The following is a 24,698-nucleotide window of genomic DNA, read 5'->3' as shown; positions in this document are numbered from 1 at the left end:
GCGACAGTTCTCTGACAGGCTTTTGCGACAGTTTGATTTCATCGAACTTGCAAACAGACTTGATATGATCCAGATGCAGAGCGACTGCGTTAAGGAGACGACGATGGCAGGCGGTTCCATTCCCCATTTCCAGAACGATGCGGGCCACCCGGCGATCGACATCGGGGTCAAGGAATTCATGTGCACGGGCGCCAACCCGCCTTTCGACCATCCGCATGTTTTTCTCGACATGGGCGACGACAATGAGAAAGTCTGCCCTTACTGCTCGACCCTCTATCGCTATTCGCCGAAGCTGAAGGCGACCGAAACGCTGCCGGCGGGCTGTCTCTACATCGACCAGGCCGCCTGACCTTCCGATCATGAGCGAGACGCAGTCCCGGCAGGTCGTGATCGCCGGGGCTGGCATCGCCGGGCTGACAGCAGCGATTGCCTTTGCCGAACGCGGCTATTCCGTGAGGGTGTTCGAACAGGCGCAGCGCCTTGAAGCGGCGGGCGCCGGCATCCAGCTCTCTCCTAACGCGACGCGCATACTGCGCCAGCTTGGCGTGCTCGACACGCTTCTTGCCAATGCCGTCCGGCCGGAAGCCGTGGTGCTGAAGGACGCCGCGAGCCTGCGCCAACTGGCACGCGTGCCGCTTGGCGGAGCCGGCGAGGAACGCTGGGGTGCGCCCTATCTCCTGGCGCACCGGGCGGATCTGCAAGACGCCCTGATGGGGCGCGTTGCGCAACTGCCCGACATCCATCTCACCACCGGTGCGCAGGTCAGCAGCGTGGCCTCCGGTTCACTCGTTATCACCAGGACAGACGGGGTCGGCCGCAAGGTCATCGATATCCAAGGATCTCTGCTGGTCGGCGCCGATGGCGTCTGGTCAGCGGTGCGGAGGTTTGCCAGTCCAGGCAGCGGAGCCGGCTTCGCGAACAGCCATTTCTCCGGCGAACTGGCCTGGCGGGCGACGGTGAGCGCGGACAACGAGGCGGGGCGAGCCTTCGCCGCGATCGGCGCCACCGACTGCGTCACCACCTTCCTGCACCCGGGATTCCACATGGTCGCCTACCCCGTCAGCAGGGGTAGCGCCTTCAACCTTGCCGCCTTCACCCGGGGCGAGCGCATCGCCGAGGGGTGGTCACGCAGTGCCGACCCCGCCATCCTTTCGGGCGCCATGCGCCGCACCGCGCCGGCGCTGGCGCAATTAGTGGAATTCGCTGGCCCGTGGACCGCCTTCCCCATCCACACGGTCGAGCAGCGACGCTGGACTGTGCCGGAAGGCATCGCGCTGATCGGCGACGCCGCGCACGCGATGACGCCGTTCGCGGCGCAAGGTGCTGCCATGGCGATCGAGGACGCCGCGACGCTGGCCAACCTCGTCGCCGACATCCCCGGCGACCTGACGCAAAGCCTCATCATCTGGGAGAACCTGCGGCGGTCGCGCATCGCCAAGGTCATCCGTCGCGGCGCGCTCAACCGGCTTGCCTGGCATGCCCATGGCCCGGTGGCGTTGGCCCGCAATCTGTTTCTGGCGGCGCGACCGGGAGAGAAGCTCGCCGCCGATCTGGACTGGCTTTACGGGTGGGAGCAGCAGCGGATCATCCCTCGGTGAAAGGAGCCAGCGGCAAAGCTAATTATACAGCCGCATGGACAGCCCAAGCGAAACCGGCAGCGGGTTCCACCAGCCGGTGCGCAGGCCGGCAGTGCGCAGTGCAGCCGCCGTCCAGGTGTTGCAACCGATCAGCGCGTTGAAATGGCCATTCGCCTCATAAAAGCGGTCGAAATTGGAGTAGCCGGCATTGTCGACGACGATCGGGCCGTTCGGCCCCTGCTGAAAGCTCGCTTCGATGAAATCGAGCAATGCGGCAAAACGGTCTTCGCCCACGTCGAAGCCTGCGACATCGGGGTGCGGCTCGGGAATATTGCCGGCGACGTCGACATGCATCACCGACGCATCGAGCGTCAAAGCCTTGAATGCGGGCAGCGCCTTCAATTGCGACCATGTCAGCGTTTCCAGGTAGAAGGCGCGCCCGCCCCAGCCGAAGACGAGGTAGCGCACATCGGGCGCATCTGAAGGCAGGCCGGCATCGGCCAGAAAATGGAAGCGCCGGCGCACCTCGTCATCCACCGGAATGGCGATGTCGGTGTGGATCGGATTTTTCAGCACCAATATGTGCATGATGCCCTCGCCCGCTGCGGCTGCCGGCCAGAGCGGGCGCGGCACCAGCGTGCCGAGCGACACGGCGAGCACCAGTGCTGCAACCAGCATGGCCAGGAAACGCAGGAGTTTTCTCATCGGCGCGGCTTCGCGTGTCCATTCGCGGCTCAATGAAGAAGATCATTACCCGATCGGCCAGAGGCAAGAAAGCCCGGCCGCGGCGCGACCGGGCTTTCTCGAGTTGGCGTCAGTCCGCTCAGTGCAGGATCTGCGACAGGAACAGCTTCGTGCGTTCGTGGCGCGGATGGTCGAAGAACTCGGCCGGCGTGTTCTGCTCCACGATCTGGCCCTGATCCATGAAGATCACCCGGTTGGCGACTTTCCGCGCAAAGCCCATCTCGTGGGTGACGCACAGCATGGTCATGCCTTCCTCGGCCAGACCCACCATGGTTTCCAGCACTTCCTTGATCATTTCCGGGTCCAGCGCCGAGGTCGGCTCGTCGAACAGCATGATGCGCGGGTTCATGCACAGCGAGCGGGCGATCGCCACGCGTTGCTGCTGGCCGCCGGAAAGCTGACCCGGATATTTGTTGGCCTGCTCGGGGATCTTGACGCGCTTGAGGAAATGCATGGCGATTTCCTCGGCCTGCTTCTTCGGCGTCTTGCGCACCCAGATCGGCGCCAGCGTGCAGTTCTCGAGGATGGTCAGATGCGGGAACAGGTTGAAGTGCTGAAACACCATGCCGACCTCTCGGCGCACCTCGTCGATCTTCTTCAGATCGTTGGTGAGTTCCTTGCCATCGACGATGATCTTGCCCTTCTGGTGCTCTTCCAGCCGGTTGATGCAGCGGATCATGGTCGACTTGCCCGACCCGGACGGTCCGCAAATGACGATACGCTCGCCGCGCATCACCTTCAGATTGATGTCCTTCAGCACATGGAACTCGCCGTACCATTTATGCATGGCGATGATGTCGATGGCGACATCGGTGGTCGAGATATGCATCTTGGCCGCGTTGACCTTGATCTCCTCCGCGCTGACGGCATTTTCGGTGGCCATGGCTGGGGTCCCCTTGTTCTTTTGTTTAGCGTTTGTAGCCGGTGTCGAGCCGGCGTTCCGTGTACATTGAATAGCGCGACATGCCGAAGCAGAACAGCCAGAAGACGAAGGCGGCGAACACAAGACCGGATTTCGCGGTCTGCGCCGTAGCCCAGTTGGCGTCGGAGAAGTTCTGCTTGACGATGCCGAGCAGGTCGAACATCGAGATGATGAGGACCAGGCTGGTGTCCTTGAACATGCCGATGAAGGTGTTGACGATGCCGGGTATGACCAGCTTCAGCGCCTGCGGCAACACGATCAAGCTCATCTTCTGCCAGTAGCCGAGACCGAGCGAATCGGCACCTTCATACTGGCCCTTGGGGATCGCCTGCAGGCCGCCGCGCACCACTTCGGCCATATAGGCCGCGGCAAACAGCGACACGCCGATCAGCGCCCTCAGATACTTATCGAAGCTGACGCCGGCCGGCAGGAACAGCGGCAGCATGACGCTGACGAAAAACAGGACGGTGATCAGCGGTATGCCGCGCACGGCTTCGATGAAGATAATGCACAGCATCTTGACGATCGGCATCTTCGAGCGCCGCCCGAGCGCCAGCACGGTGCCCAGCGGCAGCGATACGGCGATGCCGACGAAGGACAGGCTCAGCGTGATCAGCAGCCCGCCCCAGCGCGAGGTTTCGACATGCGGCAGGCCGAATACGCCGCCGACCAGCAGGAAGAAGGAAACGATCGGCAGCACCAGGAAAAGCTGGATCGCGTTCAGCCCCTTGCGCGGCACACGCGGCATCAGCATCGGCACCAGCAGCGCCACGAACAGGATGGCGACCAGGATTGGCCGCCAGCGCTCCTCGACCGGATAGGTGCCGAACATGAACTGGCCGAACTTGGCGTTGACGAAAGCCCAGCAGGCTCCGCTCCAGCCATCGGGCTGAATGCCGCCTTGCGCGACGGTGGCGCAGACCGTGCGGTCCGGTCCGGTCCACTGTGCGTTGATGAACGCCCAGTTGATGACCTGCGGCAGAACCCAGGCGACGATGACGATGCCGAGGATGGTGAGGATGGTGTCGCCGACCGAGCCGATCAGGTTCTTGCGCACCCAGGCGATGGGGCCGCTGACGCTCGCCGGCGCGGGCTGCGCCAGCGCCATTTCGGTGCGCACCCAGGACAGATCGTGTTCCTGCATGGTCCTACCTCTCCACCAGCGCCATCCTGGCGTTGACCACGTTCATCACGGCCGAGGTCACCAGGCTGAGTATGAGATAGGCGATCATCATGATCAGCACGCCCTCGACCGCTTGTCCGGTCTGGTTCAGAACGGTGCCGGCCGTTGCCGTCAGGTCGGGATAACCGATGGCGATCGCCAGCGAGGAGTTCTTGGTCAGGTTGAGATACTGGCTGGTCAGCGGCGGGATGACGATGCGCATGGCCTGCGGCACCACGACCAGCCGCAGGATCGAACCGGATCGCAGCCCAAGTGCGGCCGCCGCCTCGGTCTGGCCCTTGCTGACGCCCCTGATGCCGGCGCGCACGATTTCGGCGATGAAGGCCGCCGTGTAGCAGGACAGCGCCAGATAGAGCGAAAGGAATTCCGGTTTGACCTGGAAGCCGCCGGTCAGGTTGAAGGTCGATTGTTTGGGCAAATCAAAGCTCAGCGGAAAGCCGCTCAGCACGTAAGCCAGCAGCGGCAGGCCGACGATCAGCGCGGCGGAGGTCCAGAACACCGGAAATTGCTGGCCCGTCGCCATCTGCCGCTGACGCGCCCTGCGAGCGACGAACCACGACATCGCGATGCCCACGACAAGGGCGACCAGGATCAGCCAGGAGCCGTCGCCCCAGACCGGGCGCGGAAAATAGAAGCCGCGCTGGTTGAGGAAGGAGCCCAAGGGCAGATGATAGGAATCGCGCGGCGCCGGCAGCACGGCGAGCACGCCGGAATACCAGAAGAAGATGACCAGCAGCGGCGGGATGTTGCGGAAGATCTCGACATAGACCGTACAGATCTTCTGGACCAGCCAGTTCTGCGACAGCCGGCCGATGCCGATGACGAAGCCGATGATGGTGGCGGTGATGATGCCGGCGACGGCAACGATGATGGTGTTGATCAGGCCGACGACAATTGCGCGGCCATAGGTCGAGTCCGACGTATAGGCGATCGGCGTGTCCGAGATATCGAAGCCGGCGCGCCCCTTGAGGAAGCCGAAGCCGGAGGCGATGTGCAGTCGCTGCAGATTGTCGATGACGTTCTGCACGATCCACCAGATGGAGCCGAACAGAACGATGACGACCAGCGTCTGAAAGAAGAGACCGCGGATTCTCGGGTCATTGACGAAGGAGCCGCGGCTCGGCTCCTCGCGTAGGATTTCCTGCGATGCCATGTCACGTCCCCTGTGAAAGAGAAACCGGAAGGCAGGAGCCTGCCTTCCGGATCACGTTTCGATCAGCGGATCGGCGGCGCGTATTGCAGGCCGCCCTTGGTCCATAGCGCATTGATGCCACGGGCAATCTTGAGCGGGCTGCCCGAGCCGACATTGCGGTCGAACATTTCGCCGTAATTGCCGGTGGCCTTGACGATGTTGACGACCCAGTCGTTGGAGACGCCAAGGTCGGTGCCGATCTTGGTGTCTGCTTCCTGGCCGAGCACACGCTTGATCTCCGGGCTGGCGGAGTTTTTCATCTCGTCGACATTGGCCTTGGTGATGCCGAGCTCCTCGGCGTCGAGCAGAGCGAAATAGGTCCACTTGACGATGTGGTACCACTGGTCGTCGCCCTGGCGAACGGCAGGTCCGAGCGGCTCTTTCGAGATGATCTCGGGCAGCACGACGTGATCGGCCGGCGAGCCGAGCGTCAAGCGAATGCCGTAAAGGCCCGACTGGTCGGTGGTGTAGACGTCGCAGCGGCCGGCATCATAAGCGGCATTGACCTCTTCGAGCTTCTCGAAGACGACCGGATTGTACTCCATCTTGTTCGCCTTGAAGTAGTCGGCGAGGTTGAGCTCGGTGGTCGTGCCGCTCTGCACGCAGACGGCGGCGCCCGAAAGCTGCAGCGCCGAATTGACGCCGGGCAGCTTCTTGGCGTTGATCATGAAGCCCTGACCGTCATAGTAGGTCGTGCCGATGAAATTCAGGCCGAGCGCGGTATCGCGGTTGATCGTCCAAGTGGTGTTGCGCGAGAGGATGTCGACCTCGCCGGACTGCAGCGCGGTGAAGCGTTCCTTGGCGCTGAGCGGCGTGAACTTGACCTTGGTGCCATCACCGAAGACGGCGGCGGCAACCGCGCGACAGAAATCGGCGTCGATGCCCTGCCAGTCACCCTTGTCGTCCGGCGCGGAGAAGCCGGCCAGACCGGTCGAGACGCCGCACTGGATGAAGCCCTTCGCCTTGACGGTGTCAAGCGTGCCCGCCGACGCGGCAGACGCCATCAATCCGAGCGTAGCGGCGCCAAGAATGCCGATAGCAATGTGTTTCATAACCCACAGACCCTTTTCTGTTTTTTCAGGCAAACCCTGATCTTTTTTCCCTTGTGAACGCAGCTCCCATCCCGTCCCATTCCCGAAACCCCGCATCGCAAACCGACGCGCCGCCTTTCCATTCACGAACAGCATCGAAGGCGATAATTCCCGTGAGGTCAAGGAAAATGACCGAATCCGACCGGGTTTGAAAATCGATTGCCTGAAATGGCTAAATTGCAGACAAACGTGCACGCGATCTGGTCAGAAGCGCGACTTGAATCGGCAAAGCTCATTTGACGCAGATGTGAGCCGGCGCTGTAGAATCCGTTCCGGGCAATACCTCGGCGTTACTGCCCCCGGCACGAAATACGTTGACGTAACGGAATACTTTCGGCCGACGATTACCCCATGATTGCCGGTCGATATTGCTTGTGGACAAAGTGGCGCGCGGTCTCAAAGCGCGGGAAGGCCCAGCCAGATGCCGACCGCAACCATCAATGCACCGGAGATGCGCGGGATCAATTGCCCGGCCGGAACCACCTTCTCCACAAGAACAAGGACGGCGATGCCGGCGATCCACAGCACGTTCATGACACCGCCGACGAACAGCAGGGTCATCAGCGCCCAGCAACAGCCGAGACAATAGGCGCCGTGATCCATGCCAAGCCGAAGTGCGCCGGGCGCGGTTGTGCGGAATCCGCCATGGCTCGCCAGGAACGCGACCGGCGCCTGGCATTGGCGCAGGCACACGCCCTTGATCGGCGTCCATTGGTAGAGGCCGGCGGCGATCAGGATGACACCGCCGAGGACCGCGCTGTGCGCCGCCATCAAGGGATCAAGCATCCCGAAACGGACGAGCAGCCATTGCGCACCCGTCGCCACGATGCTGAAGACGACCCAGACGACGAGATAGCCGGTAAAAAACCATGCCGTCGAAGCGATAGGCCGGCTGTCCGCCAGCGCCTTGCGGGCGACGCCGGCATAGAGCAGCAACATCGGCGCGACCGACGGCGTCATCATGCCGACCATCATCACGGCCCACATCGTGAAGGTGAAGACGAAATCGACCGATGCCCACGCCCGGAAACCCGGCGCCACGGCAGCGCCCATATCCATGCTCGCCATGTCCATCCCGGCCATGTCCATCCCGGCCATGTCGCCTGCCTCGCCGCCCGACATGGGGCTACCAGGCATGGCCATGTCGGCGGCGAGCCAAAGAACATAGGCCCAGGCGAACACGGCAATTACGGCGAGCGCGGCCGTCACGACCGCGCGGTCGTGACGCAGCACCGCCTCGAGAGCCGTGTCGCCCATCGGATCAGATCAATGCACGATGCCGCTCTGCGTGAGATGCAGGTTGGCGAAATGGCTATGCGTGTCCGCCACCTCGAATTTGATCGGGCTCGTCGTCTTGGTCCAGCCGCGCCCGACCTCGGCGATGGCGTATTCGAAGCCGTGCGGCAGGTCGATGCGCGCCCGATGCTCGGCGCCGGTGACCGGGTTCTTGATCGGCTCACCGCGGCCGTCGGTTACGCCCTTGACGTGCAGCCGGCCCGTTCGCCCATCGACGTCGACCTCGAAATCGATCGCGGCGAAAATCGGATCGTGGAACTTCTCCAAGGTGGTTGAAAAGACCTGGAATATTGTCGCGCCCGGTTCGGTGTCCTGACCGCCCAGTATGCGGAGAAGGGCTTCACGCTGGGCTTCGCTGGCCCTCTCGTCGATAACCACCGCGGCCTCCCCCCTGCCCTGGTGTATCGCGCCGGGCCAGCTGAAGATGCCGACGAAGCGCAACCCGTCGAGCTTGGTGTCGCCGTGATGGCCGGTCTCGATCTCCATGCCGGCGACGGCTTGGCAGAATCCGTATGTCGGCATGGCATTGAACTGGCATGGGCAGCCATAGGCACAATTGCAGTTGATGAATTCGCGCGCCTTCATCGTCCATTTGACGTCAGGCATGACATTCCTCCCCTTTCCGCTCGCTGGAGCGGGATACCCGGATCGGGACCAGGAGGTAGCCGGCAAGAACCATCCGGCAGCATCTGATCGAAGCATCCGGCGATTATCATTAGAAATTTATCATATACCTTTCACAGCCGGCTACAATAGGTTCACCAGCTGGCGAGCAAGCTTTCGACAGGGCGCCGCCGCGCGTCGCTGGTCCGAATCCGGATCAGATCGCGGGCTGTCTTCGGGACCAGGAATTGGCATATTCGAAGTCCATTCCTGGCGAACGGTGGGCTGTTGCACGGTCCACGACGCCGCATTATGGCTAGCGCCTTGTCAAACAAGGCGACCAAGAATGGCGAAAGACGGCAGCGAGCAGGGTTCCGGCACGATGGGCATCAACACGCGGCTCGCCCATTCGGGTAACAACCCGCATGACTATTTCGGCTTCGTCAACCCGCCGGTCGTGCATGCCTCGACCGTGCTATTCCCAAATGCCTCCGTGATGGCCGCACGCAGCCAGAAGTACACTTACGGCACGCGTGGCACACCGACGACGGACGCTCTTGCGCATGCCATTGACGCGCTGGAAGGCTCGGCCGGCACGATCGCGGTGCCGTCGGGCCTTGCGGCTGTGACCGTGCCGCTGCTGGCCTTCGTATCGGCGGGCGATCATCTGCTGATCGTCGATTCCGTCTATCATCCCACGAGAAACTTCGCCGACACGATGCTGAAACGGCTCGGCGTCGAGGTCGAATATTATGCTCCCAATATCGGCGCCGGCATCGCGACGTTGCTCAAGCCGAACACCAAAGTGGTGTTCACCGAATCGCCGGCCTCCAACACGTTCGAGGTGCAGGACATCCCGGCGATCGCCAAGGCGGCGCATGCGGCCGGCGCCATCGTGATGATGGACAATACATGGGCGACGCCGCTCTATTTCCGGCCGCTAGACCATGGCGTGGACATCTCGATCCATGCGGCGACGAAATATCCTGCAGGCCATTCGGACGTGCTGCTCGGCACGGTCTCGGCCAATGAGGCCTGCTGGGGGCAACTCTACGAGAGCTTTTGCACGCTTGGCTGCTGTGCTGGACCCGACGACGTATACCAAGTGCTGCGCGGCCTGCGCACGATGGGTGTTCGGCTCGACCGTCACCAGCGCAGCGCGCTAGCCATCGCCTCGTGGCTCGAAGGCGAAGAAGGCGTGGCGCGCGTGCTCCACCCTGCCCTTCCAAGCCATCCGGACCACGATCTTTGGAAGCGCGACTTCCGCGGTTCGAGCGGCATCTTTTCCATCGTGCTGGCCGGTGGGGGCCAGCACGAGCAGCACGCTTTCCTCGACGCACTGCGGATCTTCGGTCTCGGCTACTCCTGGGGAGGCTATGAGAGCCTCGCGGTGCCGGTCTGGCTTGGCGACCGCGTCGTTGCGAAAGGCCCTTATGAAGGTCCACTCATACGACTGCAGATCGGCCTAGAGGATGTCGACGACTTGAAAGCCGACATTCGGAGCGGGCTTGCGGCAGCGGCGCGCGCGGGCTGACCTCAAACAAAGTCAGCAAAGGGGCCGCAAGCCCTTGTCGCTGATGACAAAACGCGAGGCGCTGCCAGCACTCCGGCGAAGGCCGGTGCGCAATATTATTCTCTTACATCATGACTTTACGGATTTGTTTGACTTTCAAATCGGCGAATTCGCCTGCATGCGTGCCGCTCATCTCGACAGATCCAGTCCTCGCAAAGTTCTCCAATGGCCTTTCGTCTTTTTGTCCCCATCCTCGCCGGCGCCACGCTGCGTGAACGCATCCTGGCGTGTATCGGCGCTACGATCGGCATCGCGCTGACGGGCGCGATCAGCGGGCTGGCGATGGGCGGCGGCCCGCATGTGGCCCTGCTGGTGGCGCCGATGGGCGCATCCGCAGTGCTTCTGTTCGCCGTACCGGCCAGCCCGTTGGCGCAACCCTGGTCCATCATCGGCGGCAATTCCATATCGGCGCTGGTCGGGGTGACCGTGGCACATTTCATCCATGATCCGGTGATGGCCTCGGGGCTCGCGGTGGCGCTCGCCATCGCCGCGATGTCGTTCACGCGCTGCCTGCATCCGCCAGGCGGTGCCGCCGCGCTGACGGCGGTGCTCGGCGGCCCGGCCGTCATCAGCGCGGGCTTCCTGTTCCCGTTCGTGCCGGTGGCCTTGAATTCGACCATCCTGGTGGCGCTGGGCTTCCTTTTCCACAAGCTGGCGCGGCGCAATTACCCGCATGTCGCGACACCAGCCGCCAACAGCCACGGCACTGCCGATGCGCCGGCTCAGCAGCGCGTCGGCTTCCGGCCCGAGGATATCGACGCGGCGCTGACCACACTTGACGAGACCTTCGACATCGACCGCGACGACCTCGAACGGTTGCTGAGACAAGTCGAACTGCAGGCCATGGTGCGCTCACACCGCACGCTGCTGTGCGAGGACATCATGTCGCGCGACGTGGTTTCGGTGTCCGAGCAAGCCACCGCCGACGAGGCGCGCCAGCAACTGCTCGATCATAATATCCGTACCTTGCCCGTGGTCGACGCGGATGCCCGGCTGGTTGGCGCCGTTGGCCTGCGCGAGCTGACGAAAGCCACCGACACAGTGAAGAGCGTCATGGCAAAAGCCGGCACCGCCTGGCCCGAGACACCGGCGATGAGCTTGCTCCCGGTGCTGACCGACGGGCGCAGCCATGCCGTGGTCATCGTCGACGGCGAGCGGCATATTCTCGGCCTGATCACGCAGACCGACCTCTTGGCGGCGGCCGCACGCGTGCAGAGGGCAGACAAGGGATTGGCGGCAGCCTAGAATACCGAACCCGGATCCCTCTGGTCCGGGAACCTTTTGCCGGCAGGCGCATCCAATGCGCAGCATTTGCACGAGGAGATCCGGTCGCGATGAGCAAGCAGCCAATGCCCGCCACGGTGCCGGCGATTGCCGAAAGCCCTTCCGGCGACATGCTGCTTGTCCACCGCGCGCTGGCGCGCGAGCCGGATGCTTTTCGCGCCATCATGAAGGTACACAACCAGCGGCTCTACCGCATCGCGCGCGGCATTCTGCGCAACGACGCCGAAGCCGAGGACGTCGTCCAGGAGGCCTATGTTAACGCCTTCGCCAGCCTGGCGGCGTTTCGCGGCCAATCCACGCTCGCCACCTGGCTGTCGCGCATCGTCATCAACGAAGCGCTCGGCCGCCTGCGCAAGAGACGTCGCACGGTGGAGATGCCTGCCGATCCGGAAGCGCGGATAATCAGGTTTCCCCTCAAATCCAACGACGATCCGGAGCGGACGATGGCGCAGCGGCAGATTCTCGCACTTGTCGAACGGGCGACCGACAGCCTGCCCGACATCTACCGCATGGTCTTCGTCGCCCGCGTCATCGAGGGCCTAAGCATGGAGGAAACCGCCGATTTGCTCGGCCTGCGGCCAGAAACCGTCAAGACGAGACTGCATCGGGCGCGCGCCCTGTTGCGCAAGGCGCTGGACGATGAAATCGGCCCTGTGCTGCTGGATGCCTTCCCCTTCGCGGGTCGGCGCTGCGATCGACTGACCCAGGCGGTGATGGGACGGCTGGGTTTTGAATGATGCCGTCCCGATTTTCCGGGAACGTTTCTCTCCGCCCCGCATCCAATGAGCGTCAACTGCAAATTCGAGCCCGGCGCCTCCGCGAGGCCGGGCCAAGGAGGATGCCATGTTCACCCGATATACCGTTGCCCTTGCAGCCCTGCTTCTCGTCGGCGCTGCCCCGGTCTCGAAAGCCGCCGACAAGCCGACCGACCCGCAGATCGCCCATATCGCCTATACGGCAGGCGTCCTCGACATCGAGGCGGCCAAGCAGGCGATCAAGAAGTCAAAAAGCAAGGAGGTCGTCGATTTCGCCAAGGACATGGAGCGCGACCATGAAGCGGTGAACAAGCAGGCGCTCGATCTCGTCAAGAAGCTCAAGGTGAAGCCCGAGGACAACGCCACCAGCCAGGCGCTGACGAAGGCGGCGAAGGAGGAACGTGCCAAGCTCGCCAAGCTGAAAGGCGCTGCCTTCGACAAGGCCTATATCGAAAACGAGGTCGCCTATCACAAACAGGTCAATGGCGCGCTCGAAACCCTGCTCATTCCCTCGGCCAGCAATGCCGAGCTGAAGAGCCTGCTCGAGACCGGTCTTAAGATCTTCCAAGGCCATGAGCAGCATGCCGAACACGTCGCCGGCATGCTGAAATGAAAGCGGGCGCCTTGGATCATCTGGCGCGGCTGGTCGTGCTGGCGTTGGTATCCACAGCGCCGGCAGCGGCGGCAACCATCCAGGTCACCGTCGACAAACTCGTCTTTTCACCGGCTAGCGTCGATGCCAAGGTCGGCGACACGATCGAGTGGGTGAACAAGGACGTGATCGCCCACACGGCCACCGTGAAGGGCGGCTGGGAGGTGGTAATCCCGCCGAAGAAGTCGGCAAGCATGACGCTGAAGACGTCGCAAACGGTCGACTATTTCTGCCGCTTCCATCCCAACATGAAGGGACGCTTGCTGGTGGCGCCGTGATCCAAGGCCGAGGAGGCCCGTCTTGCCTCATCGGGTCTCGCGACATGCGTCCACGATCCGTCGTGTCCGGGCCTGTGCCTGCTGATCCAGGCATCTAGCGCCTCGCGCAAATCGGCTGACGGGGCCATACGGGCGAACTGCTCGGCCTCGGCCAGCAAGCCTTCGGCGATGCTCAGATTGAGCCCTCTCGTCACCGCCGTAAGGATGCCCGCGACCGCCAGTCCGGAGTGCCGAAGGATACGCCTGGCCAGATGGAACGCAGCCGGCATCAGATCGTCGTGCGGAACCACCTGATTGACGAGGCCAAGGTCAAGAGCCCGCTGTGGCGGGAACCAGTCGCCGGTCAAAAGCAGTTCGAGCGCGCGCTTGCGGCCTGCGAGCCTGGGCAGGCGCTGCGTTCCGCCGAAAGTCGGCGGCATTGCCAGAGTGATCTCCGGCTTGGCGAACAGCGCGCGGTCGCTGGCAATTGCAAGCGGCACGGCTTCCGTGATTTCGCAGCCGCCGCCGAAGGCGAGGCCGTTGACGGCTGCGATGACAGGCTTGCGAAAGGCTTCTAGCCTCGCCGTCAGCCGCTGTCCCCGCATGACGAAGTCTCGCAGCGCTATCTCGGCGCCCAGCGCCACGCTTGCCGAGAACTCCTCTATGTCGGCGCCCGCCGAGAAGGCCCGCTCGCCGGCCCCGGTCAGAATGACCGCGCGGATGCGGTCGTCGACTTCAATGTCGTCGAGTGTCGCGAGCAGGCGATCGATCAGCGCATAGTTCAACGCGTTCAGCTTTTCCGGGCGGTTGAGAGAAAGGACGGCAATGCCTTCCCTGTTTTCGTTCAGGACAAGATCGGTCATGGCTTCCTCCAGCATGGTGACGAGATGGGAGGTTACGCCATTCGCGGCTTGTGTATATTCACTAGTCGGTATACTTAGACCCATGCCCGAAGCACAAAGTCCTACCCGCAAGCGCATTGTCGACGCAGCAACCAGATTGTTTTACGCGGAGGGGATCGGCCGTGTCAGCGTCGATGCCGTCGCCGAGGAAGCGGGTCTTACGAAGCGGACGCTCTATTACCACTTCAAGAGCAAGGACGACCTCATCGCAGCCTATCTCGACGGCCGCGATCAGCCCAATCTGAAACGGATGGCAGGCTGGTTCGAGGCTGAACAAGGGGGCGTGGACAGCAAGGTCGAAGCCATCTTCGCCAACCTGGCCCGGGCCACGCGCCATCCGAAATGGAAGGGATGCGGCTTCCTGCGCACCGCTGCGGAGCTTGCCTCGATGCCAGGGCACCCGGCGGTCAAGGTCGGGGCGCGGCACAAAAGCAATTTCGAGACATGGCTGGCGGCAGAATTGTCCGGCCACCATATCGAGGGGCCGCAGGCGCTGGCGCGCGAGATCGTGCTGCTGATGGATGGCTGCTTTTCGATCATGCTCATCCATCGCAACCCCGACTACGTCGACGCAGCCGGACGAGCCGCGGCCACGCTGGTCAGGGCGCGAATGTCGGGCAGCCAGGCCTAGGGCTATCCGCCGAACGCCAGCCACCCCGTACCGGCCAACAGCGTGATCAACGTCAGCGGCAGGCCGACCTTGAAGAAGGCGCCAAAAGACAACGGCGTGCCTGCGGCCTTGGACTGCTCGGCGACGATCAGATTGGCGACCGAGCCGAGCAGCGTGAAATTACCGGCGAGCGTCGAGCTCATGGCCACGACCAGCCAGGCGCGCTCGGGGTTTTCCAGGCCGGGTATGAAAGGCCTGAGCGCCAGCACGGCCGGAACATTGCTCATGATGTTGGACAACACGGCGGTGAAACCCGACAGCCGCCAGACATCGTCGAGCCCGATGTTCTTGGCCGAGGCGATCATGTCAGGTGTCAGCAGCGTCTTTTCCGCGCCGGCAACCACCACGAACAGGCCCGCGAACATGAACAGCAGCGGTCCGTCGATCTCGCGGTAGATGCGCGATGGCTTGATGGCGCGGGTCAGCAGCAGAATGGCGCCGCCGATGAGCGCCGCCTTGGCTACGGGAACACCGGCGAAGAAGGCGATCGCCAGCCCGATGCAGACTACCACCGCCTTCAGCACCTGGCCGCGATGCATGCGGCCGCGCGAAATGTGTGGCGTCAGTTCGCCGTTGCGGGTGAATTCGGCGCGGTAGACGATGCGCACGATGACGATCACCGCGACAAGGCCGAACAAGGCGACCGGGGCGAGCGCCGCCGAAAAGGCGGGATAGGAAATGCCCGACAGCGCGCCGATGACCATGTTCTGCGGATTGCCCGTGATGGTGGCGACGCTGCCGCAGTTCGAAGCGGTGGCGGTGGCGATCAGATAAGGGATCGGATTGCGGTTGATAACGCGGGTAACGTGGACGACGATCGGGGCCATGACCAGGCAGATGGCATCGTTGACCAGGAAGGCCGACAGCACGCCGGTGAGGAGCGTCACCATCACCAGCAGCATGAACGGTGCATGTGCGTGCTCGATGGCGATGGCGCCAAGACCGCGAAAGGCACCCGACACCTTCAGATGCGCCACGACTATCATCATGCCGAGCAGAAGCGTGATGGTGTCGAAATTTATGGCCCGGTAGGCATCCTCCATGCTGAGCGCGCCGATGGCGATCATCGCCGCGCCGCCAAGCAGCGCGATACCTGCCCGGTCGAGCCGCAAGCCAGGTATGCGGCCGATTGCGACGCCGGCATAAGTCAAGATCAGGATCAGCAGTGCCGCGGCGCCGGTCAATGTCATCGGTAGAAGCCCTGCTCGATCTGTCCGCGCGCCAATGCCGGCCGCCCCGCGATTCACGTGATGCCAGCTTTAGCGCGATGTCGGCATCGATGCCAAACGGGGTACGTGGATTGCTGGCCGAGGGTGTTTGGAAAGCCGGACGGCGTGGCGCCGCTAACGCCGATAGAAGTCCAACCGCCGTTGCACCGCCTGTGGCGAAAACAGCTGCTCGACGGTTTGCCGCGCCTTCTGACCCACGGCCGACCGCAGTGCCGGGTCGGCTTTAAGCTCGGCCAGGATCCGTGCCGCCTGTTGCGTCGTTTCGAACAGGAAACCGTTTTCGCCATGCCTGATATGATCGGCGTAGCCGCCATGCGAATGGCAAACGACCGGCAGGCCGCAGGCCATCGCCTCGAAGACCACACGGCCGAACGTCTCCACATGCGAGCCGGTGCGATAATAGAAGACGTCGAGCGTCGGCAAAAACTGTTCGGCGGCAAATTCACCCTGCGGCAGGAGCTCGAGTTGCGTATGCGGCGCGAGCCTGTCCTTGAGCGGCATGCCGCCCTGAATCCGCACCGCATCGCCGTCGGCCAGCAATGCCTCATAGAGCGCCACATCGTCAGGATGATGCTTGTCCGCCGTATCGCGGCTCAGCCGCCCCACCGTGAACGGACGGTTTGGCCTTGCCTGCCGTGGCGAGAAGCGCTCGATATCGATGGGTGACGGATGCACGACGCCCTCAACCCGCAGCATGCGCTTCTGAAAGTCGGAGATCAGCACCAGTTCGGCACCGGGCCAACCCAGCAGGCGCGGTCTGCGTGTCGTCAGCGCGATGATCTTGGGATGAAAGGTGTTGAAGACATAGATCAGCCGGCGCGGTCGCGGGATCAGATAAGGCCACGTCTTGTTGCGCCAGTGCGCACCGAGAAAGACATAGGTGCCGCCAGCCGGCACATTGCGTGTTGCCGGCGAGACGCGGCGTATCGGAAATTCCTGCATCAGGTCTTCGGATACGCGCGACGAGGTTGCCCAGAGGCGCACCTGCGAGTCGGCGCTCAACAGCCGATACAACTCCAGGGTTTCGCGCTCACTGCCGCCAAACGGGTTCTGAAAGCCGTTGAATAAGTGGATCATGATCGCGGTGCTTATCGGGCCCGGGCGTTTGGCCATTCAATTCCCTGCATCCGGGGGCCGTGCCGTGCCCGCGGACCGCACGATCGAGGGACTCGAGAAAGCAGGACTGTTTCTGGCGATGCTCCATACATCACTTGCGCGGAGGAAGCACACAGACAGGTATGCGTCAAGGAAGCGGTCGGTGCCAGCCCGGCTGCGAGGCTGCTTTCAATGAACGGTGGCGGCGCTGAGCGGAGACGCTAGAGCGGCTTCCGCCGGATCGAAGCTGACCTGATCGCGTCCATTCGACTTGGCGGCATAAAGCCGTCTGTCGGCGGCGGAGAATATTGCCTCGTAGGTCGTCGGCCCGCTGAAGCTGGTGCCGCCGATGCTGACGGAAAGCGGACAGGACCGGCCATCGGGCGAAAAGTCCATTTCGCGTATCCGTCGGCGGATGCCTTCGGCAACCAGCCAGGATTGCGAGGGGTCGACGCCGGGAAGGAACACGCCGAACTCCTCGCCGCCGATCCGGCCGACGATATCGGTGCCACGCAGTTGGCCCTTGATCGCCTGCGCGATCAGTTTGAGCGCCTGGTCGCCACAATCATGGCCGAGGCGGTCGTTGATCGACTTGAAGTGGTCGGCATCGATGATCAGCAGCGCGCCGGTACGGGTCTCTTCCTGCTTGCGGGTTTGTTCGAGATAGGCCTCGACCAGCATCGAGAAGGCGCCGCGGTTCAGCACCGCCGTCAGGCTGTCCGTCGCGGCAATGACGCTGAGGTCGCGCTGGGCTATCGCCAGTTGGCGGATCTTCCACATCAGGAAAAACAGAAACGAGCCGCCGAGCACCAAGGGCAGCAGGAGGTCGGTCAGCTTGGCGCGCCAGACAGACTCGGGCGAAAGATAGGGGAAATTGAACGAATCGACGAAAAACGCCACGGCAATGAAGAATGCCGTGCCGGCGGCGGTGACGGCCATCACCCTGCCCCAGCTGGTGGGCGACAGGTCCAGCTTCATCCCTTTTCACTCCGTTAGCCGTCCCTACTATGACGTGCCAACGCAAACAAAATGATAAGACTTTCCTTTCAATTCGAGTTCAGGTGGCGACGAGACGAGATCAGGGGGCCGGGAGATGGAGCACGATCGCCAACAGGCGGCCGTGCCCCGATGGTTGGACGCAACTTGCTCACCGGATTTCGGACATGGAAATTCCGAAGTCAGCGGCTAGGCGCCGGCCCGACCGCCTCGGCGACGAAGGATGCCGCGATCAGGTCGTCGGCATCCAGTTGCAAGGAACCGTCGCCAGATCCCATGATGGCGGCGACTTTGTGAAAGGTTTGCATTTCATGGCCGGATATTTCGGCGTCTTGCATTCGGGCCCTGAGATCGGCGATACGCCGCCCCAAGGCTGGGGACGTTCCAATTTCACGTTTCGACATAGCCTTGTTTCTCCTCCACCAACCCGCGCTTGTTTTGCCCCACCCGTTCGTTTGCCCGCATGCTGCCTTTATGAGGCTCCACGAATACAAGGCCCCGAACGCGTAGTTTTGGCCAAGGTTCCAACAGGGTCGGATCACGAAATAATTCCAGAGCCCTGCGCGGACCGGACCTCTGTTCACCTTCCGGTAAACGGCGTGGCAGCACTGGCAGGGGTAGGGTCAAGTGACCGCGTGAGGTCATGCAATATAAGCCATTGAAATTATGGCGATCCCGACAGGATTCGAACCTGTGACCATCGGCTTAGAAGGCCGGTGCTCTATCCAGCTGAGCTACGGGACCGTCGGCCGGCCACGGCCGGCTGGATGCTTGGCGCCTGCGCCCTTCAGTGCGTCCAGGGCGTCCTGCGGTCATAGCGGAAATTCTCCGCATAGGAAATCTGGCGGCGCTTGGTCTCTTTCGGTTCCTCGACACGGAAGGCAAGCCCTTCCTTTTCGGCGTAGGCGACCGCTTCTTCGCGCGTGTCGAAGGTGAGCCGGATCTGGCTTCTCATGTCACCCGACGTGGTGTAGCCCATCAGGGGATCGATCTTCTTGCGCATCTCGGGGTCGAACTCCAGCACCCAATGGCCGGTCTTGGCCTTGCCGGACTGCATCGCGGTTTTGGCTGGGCTGAAAATGCGCGCGGACATGGCCACCTCTTTGTTGGCAAGGCGGCATCGCCGCCCTCTTCGCCGTCATTACTGCGCATTGGCAGCGGCGGCAAGGTTTTTGCACTTGCCATGTACGACCGAAATGAATAGGCAACAGACCGTTCGGAGTGTAGCGCAGCCTGGTAGCGCATCTGGTTTGGGACCAGAGGGTCGGGAGTTCGAATCTCTCCACTCCGACCATTTCTCTTTAAAATGCGACACCGATGGCACCGAAGGGGTTTTGGCCCCTATCCGCGTGTCGCTATTTCATGCTCGCTTCCATCGCCATTGCAGGCTTAAGCTGCGGCAAACGGGGGTTTGCGGTGCTTGGGATCGATGCTTGGGTCTCGCTGTTCGGGCCGGCCTATTTTGCCTATGCGGGCGTGACGGTTCCGTTCATGGTGGCATGGGCGATCGCCTGTGCGGCCTTGGCGATGTGGAACAATCGCGAGAGCCGCAGGCTTGGCAGGCTCGCACCTGGCGTCGTCGCCTCCCGTTCGTGGGCAGCCAGCATCAGAATTTTTGTGCTGGTCGCCGCCTGCTATATCGCCGTGCACTCAGCCGTCTATCTGTTGGTCCGGTATTTCGTCAGAATGTGGCTGTGATTGGCCGCAAGCTCACCGCCAACAGTGCTACGTTGAGAGCACACCCTCGATATCGGTTTTCGAAAAATCGGCTCCGCCTCCGCGCGGCGCACCAGTTCGGTCAGTTGTCCCTTGGCATCGGTAACGGATACCTGCATCGATTACTGCGCATGGACCAGTCTCTGGTCCAAGTTTCAATCGAGAAATAGACCGTCGAGTGGTCCGCTTGAAGAGTTTCGACGATGCTGGGCGGTCACTGTCGTCGGGGTGAATGTCCGCTGCGGCGCAACCGCTCGACGCATTTTGAACGCAAGCTCGCCGGGCGAGAACCCCAACCGCCTCATTCCCGGCGAGCCTACAACCTGATTTGGAACGCAATCAGGACCGGGGTCAGCCGGCAAGCTCACGCAGCAAGATGAGTGCCAGTTTTGTTTCCCAAAATGGGACTCTGGTCGAGACGGAGACCTCTGGAAACCTGAAGTCATCAAATCGCGAACTCGCCCTGCCCCTCGTCCATGGCATTGACGGTTTCGGCGGCCAATGCCCTGGTGATCGGCATCTTGCGCTCCAGCGCGGTACGATCCAGGCGCTCCACCACACGCATCGCGGTTGCCAGAGAACGCTCGATGCGCCGCACCAAATACTGCACGACATGCGGCTCGACCTCGACCTGGCGGTCGGCGAACAGCTTGGTGATGACGCCGGCGAGCAGGAGATCATCGGGCTCATGGATCTCGACTGTCGCCGCCGCCTTGAGCCGCGATGCAAGATCGGGCAGCGATACACCCCAGGCCGAGGGAAAGCGGCGTGCGGTCAAAAGCAGCGTCGAGCCGGCGCCACGCACCGCATTGATGAGATGGAACAGGCCCAGTTCGTCGACCGCGCGTGCGTCGACGTCATCGATCAGGGCCGGGCGGGCACCGAGATTTGCGATGCTGTCGCCAATGCGCCTGGCGTCGACAGTCACCGCCTTGGCGCGCGCACCCCAGATCGAGGCCAGATGCGTCTTGCCGGAGCCAGCTGGGCCTGCCAGCACCACCACCGGTGCTGGCCAATCCGGCCAGCGGTCGACCAGTGCGGCCGCCTGGTTGTTGGTGCCGGAGACGACCAGCTCATCACGCGAGTAACCGGTGCCATGGCCGAGATCGAGCGGCAACTGGCGTGGCGGGTCGGTTCGCTGCGCGGTCACTTCAGCGACGCGGTTGCGAGCGGTGGCCGCCGCCGCGATCGGCTGGCAGTGGCGGCGCGGGTTCTGTGGCATGGCCTTTGTAGAGCGGCGACTCAAGATAACGGGCGATGGCAAATCGCACCAGCACCGCAACCGCCGCTGAAGCCGGCACGGCAATCAAAAGGCCGACGAAGCCGAACAGCGCGCCGAAGGCGAACAGCGCGAACATCAGCCATACAGGATGCAGGCCGACGCTTTTGCCGACCAGCCTTGGCTGCAGGATGTTGCCTTCGATGAACTGGCCGATGAAGAAGACCACCGCAACCGCGACGATCATCGTCCAGTCCGGCCAGAACTGGACGAAGGCGACGCCGACGGCCAGCACCAGCCCGGTCAATGAGCCGACATAGGGAATGAAGGAGATCAGCCCGGCGAACAGGCCGATGAGGATGGCGAAGTTCAGCCCGGTCAGCGTCAGGCCGGTGGCGTACATGGCGCCCAGCACCAGGCAGAGCGTGCCCTGCCCGCGCACGAAGCCGGCTGTGGCGGTGTTGACGTCGCGCGCGATGGCGCGGACCGTGGCGACGTTGTCGCGCGGCACCCAGCTGTCGATGACCGCCACCATGCGGTCCCAGTCGAGCAGCATGTAGAAGGCCACGACCGGCGTCACCACGAACAGGCTGACCACCGAGACCAGGGCCACGCCCGAACTCCAGATCGAAGTGAAAACCGTGGTGAGCAGGCCGAAACCGGAGGTCAGCAGCGAGTTCAACCCATCGCGCAAGCCGTTGGCGTTGACGCCGAATTTCTGTTCAAGCCACTTCGGATCAAAGGAGGTGATCAGGCTCTGCAGCCGGGTCAGGTATTCCGGCAGCTTGCTGGCGAAATCGGCCATCTGCGTCGCCAGCACCGGGATGAGGATGACGAAGGCCAGCACCAGCACGATCAGGAAGGTGATGAGGATGACCACGGTCGCCATGAAGCGGCTGAGGCCGAGCCGCTGCAGACGGTCGGCGACCGGATCGAGGAAATAGGCAAGCACCATGCCGGCGACGAAGGGCAGCAGGATGTCGCTGAAGACATAAAGGAAGAGCGCCAGGATCGCGGCCCCCGCCAGCCAGAAGAATATCTGGCGGCGGAACGCGGAAGACGCCTCTGCCTCTGCCGCCGTCTCGCCTTCCGGCACGACCACAACCATCTGGCCGTCGTCGGCCTTGCCCAGCGCCGCCGCCTTGCGGGCGGCCGGCTTGCGGGCAGGCTTGCCGTCGATGGGCTTGTCAGCCTGATTTACCGCCTTCGCCATAGCCGCTCATATGCCTCAGCCAAGCCACGAGATAGGCCGCGGCCGAAGCCACGGTCAAGACCCCGGACAGCAATATGAGGCCTGGCCGCACAGGGTCGAAGTGCACGGCAAAGGCGAGTTCGCCCAGCACAACCGCCGCCAGCACGATCTGGACGGCGGTATTCGCCTTCGACACCAAAAGCGGTTTCATCTCGACCGGATGGGCCATCGCCGTGGACAACAGGACCGCGCAGACGATCAACGCGTCGCGCGACACCATGGTGACGACCAGCCAGAGCGGCAACTGCCCGATGATGCCCATGACGACGAACACCGAAACCAGCAGCAGCTTGTCCGCGATCGGATCGAGATAGGCGCCGAACCTGGACTGCTGGTTGAACCGGCGGGCTATGAAGCCGTCGACGCCGTCGGAAATGCCGGCAACGACGAAGCCGGCAAAGGCCCAGTCCCAACGAGCCTGCAGCATGGCCATCACCACGGCAGGCACCAGGACAACGCGCAGCATGGTGATCAGGTTGGGGATGGTCAACGCATTGTCCCGCCGTATTATGCGTTGAGATAGATGAGGGCGATGGAGGGCCGAGGCAAGGGAGAGCCGGCTGGGCCAGCCGCAAGCACTGAGTGCGATGCCCCGGCTATCCACGCTTTTGTCGGGCCAAACGGAACCCGGTTCGGCCGTTATCCTTGCCCCCCGAAACCATTCATGCGAAGAGCCCGCAAACGAGCAGGGAAAATGCGATGAGCAAGCGCGACGCATCAAAGCGCGGAAACGGGCTCACCTATGCGCAGGCCGGTGTCGACATCGATGCCGGCAATCTCATGGTGGAGAAGATCAAGCCGCTGGTGCGCGCCACGCGCCGGCCGGGTGCGGATGGCGAGATCGGCGGCTTCGGCGGCCTGTTCGACCTGAAGGCGGCCGGTTTCACCGATCCGGTGCTGGTAGCAGCCAATGACGGCGTCGGCACCAAGCTCAAGATTGCCATCGAGTCGGGGAAACACGACACGATCGGCATCGACCTTGTCGCCATGTGCGTCAACGACATCGTCGTGCAGGGCGCCGAACCGCTGTTCTTCCTCGACTATTTCGCCACCGGCAAACTCGATCCCGATCAGGGTGCCGCGATCGTCGGCGGCATCGCGCAAGGCTGCCGCCAGGCCGGCTGCGCGCTGATCGGCGGCGAGACGGCGGAAATGCCGGGCATGTATCACGGCAAGGATTATGACCTTGCTGGCTTTGCCGTGGGCGCGGCCGAACGTGGCCAACTCCTGCCCACCGACGACATCGTCGAGGGCGACGTGCTGCTCGGGCTGGCCTCTTCCGGCTTGCATTCGAATGGTTTCTCGCTGGTGCGCCGCATCGTCGCCGCCAGCGGTCTGGCGTGGAACGATCCGGCACCGTTCAACGACGAGGCGACGCTTGCCGAGGCACTGCTCGAACCCACCCGCATCTACGTCAAGTCGATCCTCAAGGCGATCCGCAACACGCATGGCATCAAGGCGCTGGCGCACATCACCGGCGGCGGCTTTCCGGAAAACATTCCGCGCGTGCTGCCCAAGGATTTCTCGGCCGAGCTCGATCTCGAAGCCATCGACGTGCCGCCGGTGTTTTCCTGGCTGGCCAAGACAGGCGGCGTGGCGCCGGAGGAGATGATGCGCACCTTCAATTGCGGCATCGGCATGATTTTGGCTGTCGCTTCCGGTCAGGCGGCGCAGGTCGCGGCCGTGTTGCAGGAAGCCGGCGAGACGGTGACGCCGATCGGCCGCATCGTGCCGCGGCGCGACGCCGGCGTCATCTATCGGGGTTCGATCGGCCTATGAGCACGCAGAGAAAAAGCACTGTTGTCCTGATTTCGGGGCGCGGCTCCAACATGACCGCGCTGATCGCGGCAGCCAACGATCCGGCCTTCCCGGCCGAGATTGCCGGCGTCATTTCCGACAAGGCGGACGCCGCCGGCCTCGGCATCGCCAAGGCACGCGGCATCGCCACCCAGGTCATTTCCCGCGCCGACCATGCCAGCAAGCAGGCGCATGACGCGGCGATCGACGCGGCACTTGCGGCCTTCAACGCCGACATCGTGGCGCTGGCCGGCTATATGCGCATCCTGACTCCCGGCTTTGTCCAGAAATGGCAGGGCCGCATGATCAACATCCACCCTGCCCTGCTGCCGGCCTTCAAGGGGCTCGACACCCATGCGCGCGCATTGGCCGCCGGCATCCGCATCCATGGCTGCACGGTGCATTTCGTCACATCCGAGATGGATGATGGCCCGATCATCGCGCAAGCGGCCGTGCCGGTGATGGTCGGAGACAATGCCGATACGCTGGCCGCCCGCGTGCTCAAGGCTGAGCACCGGCTCTACCCTCTGGCGCTTGGCCTGGTCGCCGATGGCAAGGCACGCATGGAGGCCGGGCATACGGTTCTTGCCCACTTCGCCGACGATGCCGACAACGGCACCTCGGTGGTGATGGCGCCCGATCCGCTGCGCGAGGAAGCCGACCTCGAGCATCTGGCGCGGATCACGCCCTGAG

General features: G+C 63.1%; 27 protein-coding genes, 2 tRNA genes and 1 pseudogene. 12 read left to right on the top strand and 18 right to left on the bottom strand.

Annotation, left to right across the window (positions count from 1 at the left end; translation table 11 throughout):
* The first annotated feature begins 103 nt into the window (after positions 1-103).
* Complete coding sequence (locus ACVWWD_RS17890) at positions 104-349, top strand: zinc-finger domain-containing protein (protein WP_015318409.1); 246 nt, start codon at positions 104-106, stop codon at positions 347-349.
* A 10-nt stretch (positions 350-359) separates the two neighbouring features.
* Positions 360-1,598: an FAD-dependent monooxygenase gene (locus ACVWWD_RS17885; protein ID WP_352551285.1), complete on the top strand. Its 1,239-nt coding sequence runs from the start codon at positions 360-362 to the stop codon at positions 1,596-1,598.
* An 18-nt stretch (positions 1,599-1,616) separates the two neighbouring features.
* Here ACVWWD_RS17885 and ACVWWD_RS17880 read toward each other — a convergent pair whose 3' ends face one another.
* From ACVWWD_RS17880 to ACVWWD_RS17850, 7 genes are all read right to left on the bottom strand, one after another.
* Positions 1,617-2,282: a TIGR02117 family protein gene (locus tag ACVWWD_RS17880; RefSeq protein ID WP_352551287.1), complete on the bottom strand. Its 666-nt coding sequence runs from the start codon at positions 2,280-2,282 to the stop codon at positions 1,617-1,619.
* A gap of 118 nt (positions 2,283-2,400) precedes the next feature.
* A complete protein-coding gene (locus tag ACVWWD_RS17875) occupies positions 2,401-3,150 on the bottom strand; it encodes an amino acid ABC transporter ATP-binding protein (RefSeq protein ID WP_031240865.1) in 750 nt (249 codons plus the stop codon).
* Between the two features lie 79 nt (positions 3,151-3,229).
* Entirely contained in the window at positions 3,230-4,387 is a 1,158-nt protein-coding gene (locus ACVWWD_RS17870; RefSeq protein ID WP_352551290.1) for an amino acid ABC transporter permease, read from the bottom strand.
* 4 nt (positions 4,388-4,391) lie between these two features.
* Positions 4,392-5,579 (bottom strand): amino acid ABC transporter permease, encoded by a 1,188-nt coding sequence (locus ACVWWD_RS17865; protein ID WP_352551292.1) that lies wholly within the window; start codon positions 5,577-5,579, stop codon positions 4,392-4,394.
* A gap of 62 nt (positions 5,580-5,641) precedes the next feature.
* On the bottom strand, positions 5,642-6,670 hold the full coding sequence (locus tag ACVWWD_RS17860) for an amino acid ABC transporter substrate-binding protein (protein ID WP_015318414.1): 1,029 nt from the start codon (positions 6,668-6,670) through the stop codon (positions 5,642-5,644).
* A 435-nt stretch (positions 6,671-7,105) separates the two neighbouring features.
* Positions 7,106-7,966 carry a DUF2182 domain-containing protein gene (locus ACVWWD_RS17855; protein ID WP_352551294.1) on the bottom strand — a complete coding sequence of 287 codons (861 nt, stop codon included), beginning with the start codon at positions 7,964-7,966 and terminating at the stop codon, positions 7,106-7,108.
* A gap of 9 nt (positions 7,967-7,975) precedes the next feature.
* Positions 7,976-8,611: a DUF1326 domain-containing protein gene (locus tag ACVWWD_RS17850; RefSeq protein ID WP_023773469.1), complete on the bottom strand. Its 636-nt coding sequence runs from the start codon at positions 8,609-8,611 to the stop codon at positions 7,976-7,978.
* A gap of 343 nt (positions 8,612-8,954) precedes the next feature.
* Here ACVWWD_RS17850 and ACVWWD_RS17845 point away from each other — a divergent pair, with 343 nt between their 5' ends.
* The 5 genes from ACVWWD_RS17845 to ACVWWD_RS17825 all read left to right on the top strand — a co-directional run bounded on the left by ACVWWD_RS17845 (position 8,955) and on the right by ACVWWD_RS17825 (position 13,150).
* Positions 8,955-10,142: a cystathionine beta-lyase gene (locus ACVWWD_RS17845; RefSeq protein WP_023795274.1), complete on the top strand. Its 1,188-nt coding sequence runs from the start codon at positions 8,955-8,957 to the stop codon at positions 10,140-10,142.
* Between the two features lie 204 nt (positions 10,143-10,346).
* The gene (locus ACVWWD_RS17840) at positions 10,347-11,426 is read left to right on the top strand and encodes an HPP family protein (protein ID WP_023773467.1); all 1,080 of its coding nucleotides are present in this window, start codon (positions 10,347-10,349) and stop codon (positions 11,424-11,426) included.
* An 89-nt stretch (positions 11,427-11,515) separates the two neighbouring features.
* Positions 11,516-12,202: an RNA polymerase sigma factor gene (locus ACVWWD_RS17835; protein WP_352551299.1), complete on the top strand. Its 687-nt coding sequence runs from the start codon at positions 11,516-11,518 to the stop codon at positions 12,200-12,202.
* A gap of 106 nt (positions 12,203-12,308) precedes the next feature.
* Positions 12,309-12,833, top strand: a complete 525-nt coding sequence (locus ACVWWD_RS17830) for a DUF4142 domain-containing protein (RefSeq protein ID WP_023782940.1) — start codon at positions 12,309-12,311, stop codon at positions 12,831-12,833.
* Positions 12,830-13,150, top strand: coding sequence for a cupredoxin domain-containing protein (locus ACVWWD_RS17825; protein WP_023773464.1), 321 nt, complete (start codon positions 12,830-12,832; stop codon positions 13,148-13,150). The genes ACVWWD_RS17830 and ACVWWD_RS17825 overlap by 4 nt, the downstream gene beginning before the upstream one ends.
* Here the strand turns inward: ACVWWD_RS17825 and ACVWWD_RS17820 are convergent.
* Complete coding sequence (locus ACVWWD_RS17820) at positions 13,096-13,992, bottom strand: crotonase/enoyl-CoA hydratase family protein (protein WP_352551301.1); 897 nt, start codon at positions 13,990-13,992, stop codon at positions 13,096-13,098. The two genes, ACVWWD_RS17825 and ACVWWD_RS17820, sit on opposite strands and share 55 nt — an antisense overlap.
* A gap of 82 nt (positions 13,993-14,074) precedes the next feature.
* Between ACVWWD_RS17820 and ACVWWD_RS17815 the strand changes: the two genes are divergently transcribed.
* Positions 14,075-14,662, top strand: a complete 588-nt coding sequence (locus ACVWWD_RS17815; RefSeq protein ID WP_023773462.1) for a TetR/AcrR family transcriptional regulator — start codon at positions 14,075-14,077, stop codon at positions 14,660-14,662.
* A 2-nt stretch (positions 14,663-14,664) separates the two neighbouring features.
* Here the strand turns inward: ACVWWD_RS17815 and ACVWWD_RS17810 are convergent, their stop codons facing one another.
* The 6 genes from ACVWWD_RS17810 to ACVWWD_RS17785 all read right to left on the bottom strand — a co-directional run bounded on the left by ACVWWD_RS17810 (position 14,665) and on the right by ACVWWD_RS17785 (position 19,114).
* Positions 14,665-15,891, bottom strand: a complete 1,227-nt coding sequence (locus ACVWWD_RS17810; RefSeq protein WP_352551303.1) for an anion transporter — start codon at positions 15,889-15,891, stop codon at positions 14,665-14,667.
* Positions 15,892-16,044: 153 nt separating this feature from the next.
* Positions 16,045-17,043, bottom strand: coding sequence for a glycosyltransferase family 4 protein (locus ACVWWD_RS17805; protein ID WP_352551305.1), 999 nt, complete (start codon positions 17,041-17,043; stop codon positions 16,045-16,047).
* Between the two features lie 171 nt (positions 17,044-17,214).
* Entirely contained in the window at positions 17,215-18,003 is a 789-nt protein-coding gene (locus tag ACVWWD_RS17800; RefSeq protein ID WP_023773460.1) for a GGDEF domain-containing protein, read from the bottom strand.
* A gap of 200 nt (positions 18,004-18,203) precedes the next feature.
* On the bottom strand, positions 18,204-18,425 hold the full coding sequence (locus tag ACVWWD_RS17795; RefSeq protein WP_023773459.1) for a hypothetical protein: 222 nt from the start codon (positions 18,423-18,425) through the stop codon (positions 18,204-18,206).
* A 263-nt stretch (positions 18,426-18,688) separates the two neighbouring features.
* Positions 18,689-18,765, bottom strand: a tRNA-Arg gene (locus tag ACVWWD_RS17790).
* A 43-nt stretch (positions 18,766-18,808) separates the two neighbouring features.
* Positions 18,809-19,114, bottom strand: coding sequence for an ETC complex I subunit (locus ACVWWD_RS17785; protein ID WP_015318428.1), 306 nt, complete (start codon positions 19,112-19,114; stop codon positions 18,809-18,811).
* Positions 19,115-19,238: 124 nt separating this feature from the next.
* Here ACVWWD_RS17785 and ACVWWD_RS17780 point away from each other — a divergent pair.
* Positions 19,239-19,315 (top strand) — tRNA-Pro (locus ACVWWD_RS17780).
* A gap of 122 nt (positions 19,316-19,437) precedes the next feature.
* Positions 19,438-19,719 (top strand): hypothetical protein, encoded by a 282-nt coding sequence (locus tag ACVWWD_RS17775; protein WP_352551308.1) that lies wholly within the window; start codon positions 19,438-19,440, stop codon positions 19,717-19,719.
* 74 nt (positions 19,720-19,793) lie between these two features.
* Here ACVWWD_RS17775 and ACVWWD_RS17770 read toward each other — a convergent pair.
* The 4 genes and pseudogenes from ACVWWD_RS17770 to ACVWWD_RS17755 form a co-directional block, all read right to left on the bottom strand.
* Positions 19,794-19,856: pseudogene (locus ACVWWD_RS17770) on the bottom strand (type II toxin-antitoxin system prevent-host-death family antitoxin); the annotation flags it as partial.
* 326 nt (positions 19,857-20,182) lie between these two features.
* Entirely contained in the window at positions 20,183-20,887 is a 705-nt protein-coding gene (gene hdaA / locus ACVWWD_RS17765; RefSeq protein ID WP_352551309.1) for a DnaA regulatory inactivator HdaA, read from the bottom strand.
* A 1-nt stretch (position 20,888) separates the two neighbouring features.
* Entirely contained in the window at positions 20,889-22,169 is a 1,281-nt protein-coding gene (locus tag ACVWWD_RS17760) for an AI-2E family transporter (protein ID WP_435054030.1), read from the bottom strand.
* Positions 22,144-22,698 (bottom strand): CDP-alcohol phosphatidyltransferase family protein, encoded by a 555-nt coding sequence (locus tag ACVWWD_RS17755; protein WP_352551311.1) that lies wholly within the window; start codon positions 22,696-22,698, stop codon positions 22,144-22,146. Before ACVWWD_RS17755 ends, ACVWWD_RS17760 begins: the two co-directional genes overlap by 26 nt.
* Positions 22,699-22,907: 209 nt before the next feature.
* Between ACVWWD_RS17755 and purM the strand changes: the two genes are divergently transcribed.
* The gene (purM, locus tag ACVWWD_RS17750; RefSeq protein ID WP_023773453.1) at positions 22,908-23,987 is read left to right on the top strand and encodes a phosphoribosylformylglycinamidine cyclo-ligase; all 1,080 of its coding nucleotides are present in this window, start codon (positions 22,908-22,910) and stop codon (positions 23,985-23,987) included.
* Positions 23,984-24,697: a phosphoribosylglycinamide formyltransferase gene (gene purN / locus ACVWWD_RS17745; RefSeq protein WP_352551313.1), complete on the top strand. Its 714-nt coding sequence runs from the start codon at positions 23,984-23,986 to the stop codon at positions 24,695-24,697. The genes purM and purN overlap by 4 nt, the downstream gene beginning before the upstream one ends.
* Position 24,698 lies beyond the last annotated feature (1 nt).

The sequence above is a fragment of the Mesorhizobium sp. URHB0026 genome, assembly GCF_054059755.1.
The sequence above is the reverse complement of the archived record's forward strand: the minus strand, read 5'-3'. Positions and strand labels throughout refer to the sequence as shown.